Source organism: Streptomyces paromomycinus (genome assembly GCF_003865155.1).
Classification (GTDB): domain Bacteria; phylum Actinomycetota; class Actinomycetes; order Streptomycetales; family Streptomycetaceae; genus Streptomyces; species Streptomyces chrestomyceticus.
Window position 1 is genome coordinate 7,769,636 of the sequence record NZ_BHZD01000001.1, and the last position, 12,764, is coordinate 7,782,399.

Annotated in this window: 12 protein-coding genes; 10 read left to right on the forward strand and 2 right to left on the reverse strand. The window is 74.0% G+C overall.

The window, feature by feature from the left end; genetic code table 11:
- The first annotated feature begins 43 nt into the window (after positions 1 to 43).
- The 6 genes from OEIGOIKO_RS33490 to OEIGOIKO_RS33515 all read left to right on the forward strand — a co-directional run bounded on the left by OEIGOIKO_RS33490 (position 44) and on the right by OEIGOIKO_RS33515 (position 7,020).
- Complete coding sequence (locus OEIGOIKO_RS33490; protein WP_125057176.1) at positions 44 to 1,567, forward strand: CitMHS family transporter; 1,524 nt, start codon at positions 44 to 46, stop codon at positions 1,565 to 1,567.
- 3 nt (positions 1,568 to 1,570) lie between these two features.
- Positions 1,571 to 2,965 (forward strand): MFS transporter, encoded by a 1,395-nt coding sequence (locus OEIGOIKO_RS33495; RefSeq protein ID WP_125057177.1) that lies wholly within the window; start codon positions 1,571 to 1,573, stop codon positions 2,963 to 2,965.
- Between the two features lie 31 nt (positions 2,966 to 2,996).
- On the forward strand, positions 2,997 to 3,767 hold the full coding sequence (locus tag OEIGOIKO_RS33500; protein ID WP_125057178.1) for a class I SAM-dependent methyltransferase: 771 nt from the start codon (positions 2,997 to 2,999) through the stop codon (positions 3,765 to 3,767).
- 139 nt (positions 3,768 to 3,906) lie between these two features.
- Positions 3,907 to 5,325 (forward strand): aldehyde dehydrogenase family protein, encoded by a 1,419-nt coding sequence (locus OEIGOIKO_RS33505; RefSeq protein WP_125057179.1) that lies wholly within the window; start codon positions 3,907 to 3,909, stop codon positions 5,323 to 5,325.
- 68 nt (positions 5,326 to 5,393) lie between these two features.
- A complete protein-coding gene (locus tag OEIGOIKO_RS33510; protein WP_125057180.1) occupies positions 5,394 to 6,476 on the forward strand; it encodes a Zn-dependent alcohol dehydrogenase in 1,083 nt (360 codons plus the stop codon).
- A 106-nt stretch (positions 6,477 to 6,582) separates the two neighbouring features.
- The gene (locus OEIGOIKO_RS33515; RefSeq protein WP_125057181.1) at positions 6,583 to 7,020 is read left to right on the forward strand and encodes a hypothetical protein; all 438 of its coding nucleotides are present in this window, start codon (positions 6,583 to 6,585) and stop codon (positions 7,018 to 7,020) included.
- 618 nt (positions 7,021 to 7,638) lie between these two features.
- On the opposite strand, the gene OEIGOIKO_RS33520 is transcribed toward OEIGOIKO_RS33515, so the two are convergent.
- Both OEIGOIKO_RS33520 and OEIGOIKO_RS33525 read right to left on the reverse strand, forming a co-directional pair.
- Positions 7,639 to 8,670, reverse strand: coding sequence for an urea transporter (locus tag OEIGOIKO_RS33520; protein ID WP_174857261.1), 1,032 nt, complete (start codon positions 8,668 to 8,670; stop codon positions 7,639 to 7,641).
- Between the two features lie 83 nt (positions 8,671 to 8,753).
- Positions 8,754 to 9,401: a TetR/AcrR family transcriptional regulator gene (locus OEIGOIKO_RS33525; RefSeq protein WP_125057182.1), complete on the reverse strand. Its 648-nt coding sequence runs from the start codon at positions 9,399 to 9,401 to the stop codon at positions 8,754 to 8,756.
- 106 nt (positions 9,402 to 9,507) lie between these two features.
- Here OEIGOIKO_RS33525 and OEIGOIKO_RS33530 point away from each other — a divergent pair, with 106 nt between their 5' ends.
- The 4 genes from OEIGOIKO_RS33530 to soxR all read left to right on the forward strand — a co-directional run bounded on the left by OEIGOIKO_RS33530 (position 9,508) and on the right by soxR (position 12,746).
- Positions 9,508 to 10,659 (forward strand): acyl-CoA dehydrogenase family protein, encoded by a 1,152-nt coding sequence (locus tag OEIGOIKO_RS33530; protein ID WP_125057183.1) that lies wholly within the window; start codon positions 9,508 to 9,510, stop codon positions 10,657 to 10,659.
- Between the two features lie 120 nt (positions 10,660 to 10,779).
- Positions 10,780 to 11,406, forward strand: coding sequence for a TetR/AcrR family transcriptional regulator (locus tag OEIGOIKO_RS33535; protein WP_125057184.1), 627 nt, complete (start codon positions 10,780 to 10,782; stop codon positions 11,404 to 11,406).
- A gap of 176 nt (positions 11,407 to 11,582) precedes the next feature.
- Positions 11,583 to 12,044, forward strand: a complete 462-nt coding sequence (locus OEIGOIKO_RS33540; protein ID WP_125057185.1) for a MaoC family dehydratase — start codon at positions 11,583 to 11,585, stop codon at positions 12,042 to 12,044.
- Between the two features lie 108 nt (positions 12,045 to 12,152).
- Complete coding sequence (gene soxR, locus OEIGOIKO_RS33545; RefSeq protein WP_125057186.1) at positions 12,153 to 12,746, forward strand: redox-sensitive transcriptional activator SoxR; 594 nt, start codon at positions 12,153 to 12,155, stop codon at positions 12,744 to 12,746.
- Positions 12,747 to 12,764 lie beyond the last annotated feature (18 nt).

The window sequence follows — 12,764 nt, forward strand, 5'->3', positions numbered from 1 at the left end:
CGCCGTCCCGGGCGGTGTTCGAAGGCGAACGTGAGGTACCCCCATGCTGACAGTCCTCGGATTCGTCATGATCGCCACCTTCCTGGTGCTGATCATGACGAAGAAGATGTCGCCGATGGCCGCGCTCATCCTGATCCCCGCGCTCTTCTGCGTCCTGGTGGGCCAGGGGGCGCACCTGGGCGCGTACGTCCTCAAGGGCGTGGGCGACCTGGCGCCGACCGCCGCGATGCTGATGTTCGCCATCATCTACTTCGGCGTGATGATCGACGTAGGGCTGTTCGACCCGGTCGTCCGGGGCATCCTGCGGTTCTGCAAGGCGGACCCGGTCCGGGTCGTGGTCGGCACCGCGCTGCTCGCCGCGATCGTCTCGCTGGACGGCGACGGCTCCACCACCTTCATGATCACGGTGTCCGCGCTCTACCCGCTCTACCGCCGCCTGAAGATGAGCCTGGTGGTCATGACCGGCGTCGCCGCCACCGCCAACGGCGTGATGAACACCGTCCCGTGGGGCGGCCCGACCGCCCGTGCCGCCACCGCCCTCAAGCTGGACGCCGGCGACATCTTCGTCCCCATGGTCCCGGCGCTGGCCACCGGCCTGGTCGCGGTCTTCCTGCTCGCGTACGTCCTCGGGCGCCGCGAGCGCAAGCGGCTCGGCCTGCTCACGCTCGACGACGCGGGCACCGCGACCGGGCGTGCTGTTCCGGCCGGTGAGCCGGTGCTCGCCGCGGCGACCGGGGGTTTCGGGGCCCGCGTCCGTACGACCGTCCTGCGGACGACGGCCCTGCGTACGGGGAAGGCGCGTCCCGCGGTGGCCGACGGCGGAAACGGCGGCACGGTTTCCGCGGACCCCACGACCGTCGACGCGGACCCCACGACCGTCGACGCGGCCCCCGGCACCGACGCCGCCGCCCCCGGCACCGACGACTTCCAGGGCCTGGACCCGCACCGCGCCACCCTGCGCCCCAAGCTCTACTGGTTCAACGCCGCCCTCACCGTCGCCCTGCTGGTCCTCCTCGTCCTCCAGACCCTCCCCATCCCGGTGCTCTTCCTCCTCGGCGCCGCCACCGCGCTCACCGTCAACTTCCCCCGCATGACGGACCAGAAGGCCCGCATCGCCGCCCACGCCGAGAACGTCCTGAACGTCTCCGGCATGGTCTTCGCCGCCGCCGTCTTCACCGGCGTCCTCACCGGCACCGGCATGGTCGCGCACATGGCCCGCTGGCTCGTCGACGGCATCCCGGACGCGCTCGGCCCGCACATGGGCATCGTCACCGGCGTCCTGAGCATCCCGCTCACGTACTTCATGTCCAACGACGGCTTCTACTTCGGCATCGTCCCGATCCTCGCCGAGGCGGGCGCCGCGCACGGCGTCGGCGCGCTGGAGATCGCCCGCGCCTCCCTCGTCGGCCAGGCCCTGCACATGTCCAGCCCGCTCGTCCCCGCCGTCTACGTCCTCGTCGGCATGGCGAAGGTGGAGTTCGGCGACCACACCCGGTTCACCGTGAAGTGGGCGGTGCTGACCTCCCTGGTCGTCCTCGCGGCCGGCCTGCTGTACGGGATCATCTGACCCGTGGACGCCGCGACGCCCGGCCGGGGCTGGCTGCTGCGCCTGGTCATCACCTTCACCTTCGCCCAGGCCGCGGTGAGCATGGCCCGGCCCGCCGTCTCCTACCGGGCGCTGGCGCTCGGCGCCGACGAGCGGGCGGTCGGCGTGATCACGGCGGTGTACGCGCTGCTGCCGCTGCTGGTGGCCGTACCGCTCGGCCGCCGCACCGACCACGGCCGCTGCGCCCCGCTGCTGGTCGCCGGCGTCGCGCTGATCGCGGGCGGCTGCGCGCTCAGCGGCGTGGCGGGCTCGCTGCCCGCGATGGCCGCCTGGAGCGGGGTGATGGGCCTGGGGCACCTGTGCTTCGTCATCGGAGCCCAGTCCATCGTCGCCCGCCGCAGCGCCCCGGACGAACGCGACCGCAACTTCGGCCACTTCACCATCGGCGCCTCCCTCGGCCAGCTCGTCGGCCCGGCCGCAGCCGGACTCGTCGTCTCCGAGCACGACGGCGCCATGGCGGCCACCAGCGCCACCGCACTCCTGGCCGCGGGCGCCCTCGCCGCCTTCTCCTACCTGTCCCTGTGGCGCCTCGAACACCACCCGGCCGCTGCCTCCGGGGCCACGCGACCCGCCCGGGGCCGTACGAAGGCGGCGGCCCGCACGCCGGTACGGAGCGCCCTGGGCACCCGGGGCCGTACGACATCGGCGGCCCGCACGCCGGTACGGAGCGCCCTGGGCTTCCGAGGACGTACGACATCGGCGGCCCACACACCCGTACGGAACATCCTGGGCACCCGGGGCGTCGCGGCCGGCATCTTCATGAGCCTCGCGGTGCTCTCCGCGACCGACATCCTCACCGCCTACCTCCCCGTCATCGGCGAGGACCGGGGCATCGCCCCCGCCACCGTCGGACTCCTGCTCAGCCTGCGCGCGGCGGCCACGGTCGCCTGCCGGCTGGTCATGACGCCCATGATCCGGCTGCTCGGACGCACCGCCCTGATGGCGGGCAGCTGCGCGCTCGCGGGCCTGCTGTGCGCCGGACTGACCCTGCCCGCGCCGGTCTGGGTACTGGCCGCGATGCTCGGCGTCCTCGGCTTCTGCCTCGGCGTCGGGCAGCCGCTCTCCATGACCACGGTCGTCCAGGCGGCCCCGGCGGCGGCCCGCAGCACGGCACTCGCCCTGCGCCTGACCGGCAACCGCCTCGGCCAGGTCGCGGCCCCCGCGACAGCGGGCCTGCTGGCCGGACTGGCCGGTACGGCGGCGCCCTTCGCGCTGCTCGGCGTCCTGCTCCTGGCCTCGGCAGCCGTGGCCGCCCGCCCGGCGCGCAAGAAGTCCGGGCCCCCGCGCCCGGAGAGCGGCGACGGCCCCCACGGGCCCCCGGCTCCCGCCCCCGGCAACGGAACCCGCGCCACCCGGTGAAGACCCGCCCCCGCCGCACTATCGTGACCCCATGCCGGACCCGCCGTTGGCACGGTTCTTCGACCAGCTGGCCCCGACGTACGACCTGCTGTACCCGGACTGGCCCACCGCCGTGGCCCAGCAGGGCCGCGCCCTCGACGGCCACCTGCGCGCCGCGCTCGGCGACCGAGCACACCGGATACTGGACTGCGCCTGCGGCATCGGCACCCAAGCGATCGGCCTGGCCGCGGCCGGTCACGCCGTCACCGGCACCGACCTGAGCCCGGTCGCGGCGGCCCGCGCCACGGCCGAGGCGGCCGCCCGCGGCCTGCGTCTGCCGACCGCCGCCGCCGACATGCGGAAGCTCCCGTTCCGCGACGCCTTCTTCGACGCGGTGGTGTGCGCGGACAACTCCCTGGCCCTCCTCATCACCCCCGAGTCGGTACGCGCGGCCCTCGCCTCCGTGCGACGGGTGCTGCGCCCCGGCGGCCAACTCCTCCTCGGCATGCGCGCCTACGAGGAAGCGCGCCGCGAACACCGCGAGGTGCTGCCGGTCCGCGTCACGCGTACCTCCGACGGCGGCCGGGCCGTCACACTCCAGCTGTGGGAGTGGCGCGACGACGGCGAGCACTACAACTTCGACCTGATCCAGCTGCTGCCGCGCGGCGCCACCTGGGAGGTGCACAGTCGGCGCGCGACCTCTTGGGCACTGACCCGGGACCAGGTCACCGCCTTCGTCACGGCCGCCGGTTTCGAGCGCCCGGCCTGGCACGATCCGGAGGAGGACGGCTACTTCCAGCCGCTGTTGACGGCCCGCCGCTGAGCCGCGGGAGCCGGACGCCGACCGATGGCCTCCGAGGTGGCCGGTAAGGAGGGCTGGCGCCCAAAAACTACCACCGCTAGTTTGGGTCGGCGGGTACCTTCGGGCGCACCGACAGCAGCCGGCACGGGAGGGCGACGACGTGAAGCAGCATGACGCCATGTACATCGACGGGAGCTGGCGGCCCGCCGCCGGGCCGGACACCATCGACGTCGTCAACCCGGCCGACGAACGGGTCATCGGCACCGTCCCCGCCGGGACCGCCGAGGACATCGACGCCGCGGTACGGGCCGCTCGCGCCGCTCTGCCCGGCTGGGCCCGCACCGCGCCCGCCGAGCGCGCCGCCCGGCTGACCGCGCTGCGCGACCAGCTCGCCGGGCGTGCCCGGGAGATCGCCGAGACGATCACCGCCGAGCTGGGCGCGCCGCTGGCGTTCAGCAAGGCGGTGCAGGCCGCCGTCCCGGTCATGGTGGCCGGCTCGTACGCCGAACTGGCCGCCACGTACGCCTTCGAGGAGAAGATCGGCACCTCCACCGTCCTGCACGAACCGGTCGGCGTGGTCGGCGCCATCACCCCCTGGAACTACCCCCTGCACCAGATCGTCGCCAAGGTGGCCCCGGCCCTCGCCGCGGGCTGCACGGTCGTCCTCAAGCCCGCCGAGAACACCCCGCTGGTCGCCCAGCTCTTCGCCGAGTGCGTGGACGCGGCGGGCGTGCCGGCCGGTGTCTTCAACCTCGTCACCGGGCGCGGCCCGGTCGCGGGACAGGCACTGGCCGAGCACCCGGACGTCGACCTGGTCTCCTTCACCGGATCGACCGCCGTGGGCAAGAAGGTCGGCGCCCTGGCCGGCGCCGCCGTCAAGCGCTGCGCCCTCGAACTCGGCGGCAAGTCCGCCAACGTGGTGCTGCCCAGCGCCGACCTGGGCAAGGCCGTCGGCGTCAACATCGCCAACGTCATGGCCAACTCCGGACAGACATGCAGCGCCTGGACCCGGCTGCTGGTCCCCGCCGACCGGTACGACGAGGCACTGGAACTGGCCGCGACGGCCATCGCCAAGTACGTGCCGGGCGACCCGCTGGACGGCGCCAGCCGCCTCGGCCCGGTCGTCAGCGCCACTCAGCGCGACCGCGTCCGCGGCTACATCGAACGCGGCATCGAGGAGGGCGCCCGGGTCGTCGCGGGCGGCCCGGACGCCCCCGAGGGCCGCGAGCGCGGCTACTACGTCCGCCCGACCCTGTTCGCCGACGTCACGCCCGGCATGACCATCGCCCAGGAGGAGATCTTCGGCCCGGTCGTCGCGGTCCTCCCGTACGCGGACGAGGAGGAGGCCGTACGGATCGCCAACGGCACGGTCTACGGCCTGGCCGGCGCGGTCTGGGCCGGTGACCAGGACGAGGCGGTCGCCTTCGCGCGGCGCCTGGACACCGGGCAGGTCGACATCAACGGCGGGCGCTTCAACCCGCTCGCGCCGTTCGGCGGCTACAAACAGTCCGGCATCGGCCGGGAACTGGGCCCGCACGGCCTGAGCGAGTACCTCCAGACCAAGTCCCTCCAGCTCTGAGCGCGCGGGTCCGGGCGGCCGCCCGCCGTACCCGTACAGTCCGCCGAACGTGAAGGAGCCACACCCGCATGACCCGTGCCGCCGTACTGACCGCCGTGGGCGCCCCGCTGGAGGTCGCCGAGATCGAACTGCCCGGCCCCGGCCCGGGCCAGGTGCGCATCCGCCTGGCGGCGGCCGGCGTCTGCCACTCCGACCTGTCACTGTCCGACGGAGCCCTGCGGCAGCCCGCGCCCGCCGTCCTCGGGCACGAGGGGGCGGGCACCGTCACCGCCGTCGGCGCGGGCGTCGACACCCTCGCACCCGGTGACCAGGTCGTCCTGAACTGGGCCCCCTCCTGCGGGAACTGCCACTTCTGCGGGCTGGTCGAGCCCTGGCTGTGCGCCGACGCCGGAAAGGCGGCGGGCGTCCCGTACGCCAAGCTCGCCGCCGACGGCAGCGACCTCTACCCCGGCCTCGGTACCGCGGTCTTCGCCGAGGAGACGGTCGTACCGGCCCACGCGGCACTGCCGCTGCCGCCCGGCGTGCCGCTCACCGACGCGGCACTGCTGGGCTGCGCCGTACTGACGGGGTGGGGCGCCGTGCACCACAGCGCGCGGGTGCGGGCGGGAGAGTCGGTGGCGGTGTTCGGCGCGGGCGGCGTGGGCCTGGCCACCCTCCAGGCCGCGCGGATCGCGGGCGCCGGTCCGATCGTGGCCGTCGACGTGTCCCCGGCCAAGGAGGAACTGGCGCGCGCGGCAGGCGCCACCGAATTCCTCCTCACCTCCGACGCCACCGCCAAACGCATCCGCGAGCTCACCGGCGGACACGGCGCGGACGTCGCGATCGAGTGCGTGGGCCGGGCGGACACCATCCGTACGGCCTGGTCGTCCACCCGGCGCGGCGGACGCACCACCGTCGTCGGCATCGGCGGCCAGGACCAGCAGGTCACCTTCTCCGCCCTGGAACTCTTCTACTTCGGCCGTACCCTCTCCGGCTGCGTCTACGGCAACAGCGACCCGGCCGCCGACCTGCCCCGTATCGCCGAACACGTCCGCAGCGGCGCACTCGACCTGTCCGCCATGGTCACCGGACACATCGCCCTCGACGACATCCCCGCCGCCTTCCAGGCGATGCGGGACGGCCGGGGAGGCCGCGCCCTGGTCGTCTGCTGAGCGGGCCGGACCGGCGGTCATCACTTTCATGACCTGGGAGGTCATTGAGGCCCGGCCCCGGTCACGGCATCGTCTCCCGCACCGGCCACGCCAGGAGGAGACGCGTATGACCACCACGATCACCACGCCCGGCACCCCCGCCGCACCGGCTGCGGGGGCGGCCCTGCTGCGCAAGGTCCTGCGGATCGACAGCTGGAGCACCGCCGTGTTCGGCGTCGTCATGCTCGCCGGCAGCAAACCGCTCAGCGCTCCGCTCGGCATCCCGCCCACCTGGTCCGTCCCGCTCGGCATCGCCATGCTCGGCGGCGCCGCCGCCCTCGCCCTGATCGCCGGCTACCCGCGCATCCCGAAGGGCCCGGCCACGGCCGTCGCCGTCGGCAACGCCCTCTCCTCCGTGGCGATGCTGCTCCTGGCCTTCTCCGGCCTCCTGCCGCTCACGGGCCTGGGCACCGTCTTCCTGGTGTGCGGCGCGGTGGTGGTGGCGGTGTACGCGGTGGTGGAGTTCGTGGGGTTGCGGCGGTATGCGCGCGCGGTGGAGGGCTGACGGCCTCGCGCGCCAGGACCGCATCGCGGTAGGCCGCGACGACCGGCTCATGACGGGCGCGGCTCTCCCGTTTTGCCTGCTTGGCGCGTCGGATCCAGTGGCCGCCGAGCAGCAGTCCCCCCGTTGCGAGGACGTGCCCCAGCACGTACGCCGACCAGTCGTCTCCCTCGGTGAAGCCGCCCGGCAGCGAGCCGTTGAGCCAGGCCGCACCCACGGCGATCGCGGTGAAGGCGCCGACCATGAGGGCGAAGAACGCCCTCACGACGAGCCGGTCTCTCTTGGCGCGCAGTCCACGCACGCCGTCCTCTGCCGTCCTGAGGGTCGCTTCGTCCAGTGGGTCGAAGCCGTCGCGTTCGCGCGACCATGCGGCCACCTGGCGCGCCGCGGCGCTCTGCCGCAATTCCTCCAGGCGGGGGCCGCCCCGGACATCCAGGGCCTCGGTGGAGCCTGGCCGGGTGTCCCATGCGGCATACAGTGCGAACGCGGCGAACAGGCCGGTGACGACCCGGACCCACCAAGGAAATCCCCACCCGACATCTGCGCCGGGAGGAGCCGCCAGTGAAAGGCGGCACGGCCACCGCAGAAAACCATGCGTTTCTCCCTGGTACGAGAGGTGCGTCAGGCCGATGTGGGCGTGGTCGGCGAGGCAGGGGTGGCCACGGGCGTCGGCTTCCCGGTTGCCCGTAGGTGTGGGAACGCCGGTGCCGCCGCCAGGAAGACGAGGGTGACCAGGACGAACGGCCAGGTGAAGGCGTGGCCTCCGGAGGGGGCGGTGAGGGCGGTCAGGGCCGGGGTCAGCGTTGTCGCTGCGGCTGCTCCCGTCAGCGCGTACGCCACGGTCCGGCGGCCGGCCGGGAGGAAGACCCCGCACAGTGCCATCGCGACCAGCACCGCGTTGTAACCCGCCGCGCCGGACGCGATCTGTGCCGCGGGCGCGCCCAGCGCCCAGGCGGTGCCGGTGCCGGTCAGGCTGCCCAGGCACGCCATCGCCCCGGCGGTCCGGTCCGCGAGGAAGATGCCGATGAGGAAGAGCGCGCCGACGTACCACTGCGGCATGAAGAAGATCTGGGCGACGTTGGCGAACAGCCCGTGCCACAGGTCGGTGAACGACAGCGCGGACGGCGGGCCGGCCGGCTGGGGGAGGGACGCCGGGGGCGCGGCGTGGTGCCAGAGGCGTGCGAGTCCCGGTGCCGCGAGTGTCATCGCGCTCGCCGTCAGGCAGAACGGGAGAGTGAGCGTGGGCAGTTGCCGGCTGCCCAGGACGCGTGCGACGGCGGCGGTGACGATCGTGACCAGTACGCTGCCGGCCACCGCGAGCAGGGCGGTGGACAGGTGCCCGGCGCCGAGGAAGACCGCCGAACCGACGGCCACCAGGCAGGCGTTGAACCCTTCGAGCCCGGCGGTGATGCGTTCGCGGTCCACGCCCAGCAGGTGGGCCGTGGCCGTGCCCACCGCGGTGCCGAGGAGCCCGTACAGGCCGTACGCCCAGCCCGCGGCGAACAGCGCCACCGAGAAGACCGCGCCGGTGACCGCGTTCGGCAGGAAGTCGACCTGGGCCTGGCCGCGCAGGACGTGGACGAGGTACCGGGGCCCGGGGCGCCGCGACCAGGGGGTGGTCCGGTCCCGCAGCGTGGTGATCGGGTCTCGCACGTCGTCTCCCCTCGGGCACCGGAGCACGCCGTCGGGCCGTACGCGCTCCGCACCGGGACCACCCGGGCGGATGCACCTTACAGCTATCTGTGCGGGGCCGGGCCGGATTCCGGGTGCCGCAGCGCCAGCCCGTCGACCAGGGCCAGCAGGCCCGTCTCGAACGCCCCCTCGTCGACCCGCTGCTGATGCTCGGCGAGCAGGTGGGCCTGGCCCAGGCGCGGGTAGTCGGCCGGGTCGTAGGCGCTCGGATCGTCCACGAAACCGCGGGCGAAGGAGCCGAGCGCGGAGCCCGCGACGAAATACCGGACCATGGCGCAGATCCGGGTCGCCTGGGCCGGGGGCCAGCCGGCCGCCACCATGCCGCCGAAGGCCGCGTCGGCCATCTTCAGGCCGGCCGGGCGGCGTCCGGGGCCCTGGGCGAGGAACGGGACGATGTGGGGATGCGCGGCGAGCGCCGCGCGGTAGGAGCGGGCCCAGGCCAGCAGACCGGTCCGCCAGTCCGTGCCGGTGGCGAGGGCCGAGACGTCCACCTCGGCGATCACCGTGTCGGCGACCGCGTCCAGGATGCCGTCCTTGGTCGTGAAGTGGTTGTACAGGGACGGCCCGCTGACGCCCAGTTCGGCGGCCAGCCGCCGGGTGGACAGGGCGGCCAGGCCCTCCGCGTCGACGAGCGCGAGGGCGGTGGTGACGATGCGCTCCCGGCTCAGGAGGGGCTTGCGGGGTCGGGCCATGCCGCACATAGTAGAGGCTGCCGCTAAAAAACTAGCAGTGGTAGTTAATGAGTCGTCCGGCTGTTCCGGGCCGCCCGGCTGCCGTCACCCTCCCCAAGGGGCCTTGATGAACCTGGAGCTCAGCGAGGAGCAGGCTGCCGCCCGGCAGCTCGCCGAGGACTTCGTCGGCCGCGAGATCACCCCGCACGCCGCCGCCTGGGACCGCGCCGAACGCGTCGACCGGGGCATCGTGAAGAAGCTCGGCGAGGTCGGCTTCCTCGGCCTGACCGTCCCCGAGGAGTACGGCGGCTCCGGCGGTGATCACCTCACCTACGCGCTGGTGACCGAGGAACTGGGCCGTGGCGACTCCGCGGTGCGCGGCATCGTCTCCGTGTCCCTGGGGCTGGTCGCCAAGACGGTCGCGGCCTGGGGCAGCGAGGAGCAGAAGCGGCGGTGGCTGCCGCCGCTGACCTCCGGTGCGGCCGTCGGCTGCTTCGGGCTGACCGAGCCCGGCACCGGCTCGGACGCCGGGAACCTGACCACGCGTGCCGTACGGGACGGCGACTCCTACGTCGTCAACGGCAGCAAGATGTTCATCACCAACGGCACCTGGGCCGACGTGGTGCTGCTCTTCGCGCGGACCGGCGGCGCCCCCGGCCACAAGGGGGTCAGCGCCTTCCTCGTCCCCACGGACACGCCCGGCCTGGAGCGCCGGGAGATCCACGGCAAGCTGGGGCTGCGCGGCCAGGCCACCGCCGAACTGGTGCTGCAGGACGTGAGGGTGCCCGCGGACGCCCTGCTGGCCCCTGAGGGGAAAGGTTTCTCCGTCGCGATGTCGGCCCTGGCCAAGGGCCGGATGTCGGTCGCCGCCGGCTGCGTGGGCATCGCGCGGGCCGCGCTGGACGCCGCCGTCGGCCACGCCACGGAGCGCGAGCAGTTCGGCCGGACCATCGCTCACCACCAGCTGGTGCAGGAACTGCTCACCGACATCGCCGTCGACGTGGACGCCGCGCGCCTGCTGACCTGGCGGGTCGCCGACCTGATCGACCGCGACGAACCGTTCGCCACCGAGGCGTCCAAGGCGAAGCTGTTCGCCTCCGAGGCGGCGGTACGGGCGGCGAACAACGCGCTCCAGGTCTTCGGCGGCTACGGCTACATCGACGAGTACCCGGTCGGCAAGCTGTTGCGCGACGCCCGGGTGATGACCCTGTACGAGGGCACCAGCCAGATCCAGAAGCTGGTCATCGGGCGGGCCCTCACCGGAGTGTCGGCGTTCTGAGGGGGTGCGGACGCCCTCTCCGCGCCCCGTCCCGGCGGTTCTAAGCGCTTGCTCACCGGCGGGGTAAGGTGTTCGGTCCGTCGCGGATGGCCCGCGGGGGACCGAGGATCGGGGTGCGCGATGGTCACGGAGGCGGAGCAGGCGGACGGCTCGGCGGAGGACTGGGCCGACGTGTCCCCGGAGGCGGCCCGCCGTCTGGTCCGTGCCGCCGTCGAGGCGTTCGCCGAGCGCGGCTACCACGCCACCACCACCCGCGACATCGCGGGCCGGGCCGGCATGAGCCCCGCCGCGCTCTACATCCACTACAAGACCAAGGAAGAGCTGCTCTTCCGGATCAGCGGCATCGGCCACGAGAAGGCCCTGCGGATCATGGAGGAGGCGGCCGGCGCCGACGGCGGCCCCGCCGAGCGGCTCGCCGCCGCCGTCCGCACCTTCGCGTGCTGGCACGCCCGGCACCACACCACCGCCCGGGTCATCCAGTACGAGCTGCAGGCGCTGAGCGAGGAGCACTACGCGCACGTGGCCGGCCTGCGGCGGCGTACCGACCGTTCGCTGCGCGGCATCCTCCAGGACGGCGCCGACGCCGGGGAGTTCACGGTCGGCGACGTACCGGGCACGACGCTCGCGGTGCTGTCGCTGTGTGTGGACGTGGCCCGCTGGTTCTCCGCCGAGGGCGCCCGTACGCCCGAGGAGGTGGGCGAGCTGTATGCCGGGCTGGTGCTGCGGATGGTCGGCGCGCGGCCGTAGGTCCGGGGTCTGGTGGGGGCGCCGGTGAGGGCGGGGCCGGAGTGGACGGCCGGGGCCGCGGTGGCCGGCGGGCATTGACACGGGAGGGCTCGCCGCACATGCTGAGCAAGCGCTTAGTCGGTGGCGGGCCGAGGGCACGGCCCGGGTCCGCGCGGAGCCTGAGGAGGCATACGGACATGGCAGAGCCCCGGGTGTTCGGCTCGCTCGACGCACTGCGGAACGCGGTCGGCGAGGACCTCGGCACCAGCGACTGGCTGGAGATCGACCAGCGGCGGATCGATCTGTTCGCCGACGCCACCGGCGACCGCCAGTGGATCCACGTCGACCCGGAGCGGGCCGCGTCCGGGCCGTTCGGCGCCACCATCGCGCACGGCTACCTCACGCTGGCGCTGCTGCCCGCCCTCGTACCGCAGCTGCTGCGGGTCGACAACGTCAAGATGGGCATCAACTACGGCGTCGACAAGGTCCGGTTCCCCGCCCCCGTCCCGGTCGGCTCGCGGGTGCGGGCGACGGCCCGTATCGCGGGCGTGGCGGAGGTGTCCGGCGGCGTGCAGCTCGCGACGACGGTGACCGTCGAACGCGAGGGCGGCGAGAAGCCGGTCTGCGTCGCGGAGACGCTCAGCCGTTTCTACCTGTGACCCGGTACCGGGCGGCCGCCGCGCCGCCGCCGGCCGGGCACCCGCGCCGCCCGTGGCCGGGCGCATCCCCGCAGTCCACCGGGCCTGCCCACGGTTAGGGTTGGCCCCGTGCCCCAGCTTCCTCACAAGGTTCACGAGCTCACGGTCGGCCAGCTCTCCGCGCGAAGCGGCGCGGCGGTCTCGGCCCTGCACTTCTACGAGTCCAAGGGACTGATCAGCAGCACCCGGACCGCGGGCAACCAGCGCCGCTACACCCGCGACGCGCTGCGCCGGGTCGCGTTCGTCCGCGCCGCCCAGCGGGTCGGCATCCCGCTCGCCGTCATCCGCGACGCGCTCGCCGAGCTGCCCGACGAGCGCACGCCCAACCGGGACGACTGGGCCCGGCTCTCCGAGGTCTGGCGCGAGGAGCTGGAGGAGCGCATCACCCAGCTCGTCGAGCTGCGCGACCGGCTGACCGACTGCATCGGCTGCGGCTGCCTGTCCCTGCAGACCTGCGCGCTGTCGAACCCGTACGACGAACTCGGCGAGCAGGGTCCAGGCGCGCGGCGACTGCGGGTGGACCGGGCCGGCGGGCCGTCCCGGGCGCGCGGTGGCGCGTCCGGGACCGGTACGGGGGAGGGGCGCCGGGGCGGCGAGCCCCAAGAGGCCGGTACGGCGGGTGAGGCCGGCGCGCGGGACGGGGACCGCTGCGCGCGCCGCTGACGCTCATCACGCCCCGGA

What these genes read in the sequence shown, in the direction of transcription:
- OEIGOIKO_RS33515 (WP_125057181.1), top strand. Translation starts at nt 6,583, where the DNA reads ATGACCACCACGATCACCACGCCCGGCACCCCCGCCGCACCGGCTGCG.
- OEIGOIKO_RS33525 (WP_125057182.1), bottom strand. Translation starts at nt 9,401, where the DNA reads ATGGCCCGACCCCGCAAGCCCCTCCTGAGCCGGGAGCGCATCGTCACC.
- OEIGOIKO_RS33530 (WP_125057183.1), top strand. Translation starts at nt 9,508, where the DNA reads ATGAACCTGGAGCTCAGCGAGGAGCAGGCTGCCGCCCGGCAGCTCGCC.
- OEIGOIKO_RS33510 (WP_125057180.1), top strand. Translation starts at nt 5,394, where the DNA reads ATGACCCGTGCCGCCGTACTGACCGCCGTGGGCGCCCCGCTGGAGGTC.
- OEIGOIKO_RS33500 (WP_125057178.1), top strand. Translation starts at nt 2,997, where the DNA reads ATGCCGGACCCGCCGTTGGCACGGTTCTTCGACCAGCTGGCCCCGACG.
- OEIGOIKO_RS33535 (WP_125057184.1), top strand. Translation starts at nt 10,780, where the DNA reads ATGGTCACGGAGGCGGAGCAGGCGGACGGCTCGGCGGAGGACTGGGCC.
- OEIGOIKO_RS33490 (WP_125057176.1), top strand. Translation starts at nt 44, where the DNA reads ATGCTGACAGTCCTCGGATTCGTCATGATCGCCACCTTCCTGGTGCTG.
- OEIGOIKO_RS33540 (WP_125057185.1), top strand. Translation starts at nt 11,583, where the DNA reads ATGGCAGAGCCCCGGGTGTTCGGCTCGCTCGACGCACTGCGGAACGCG.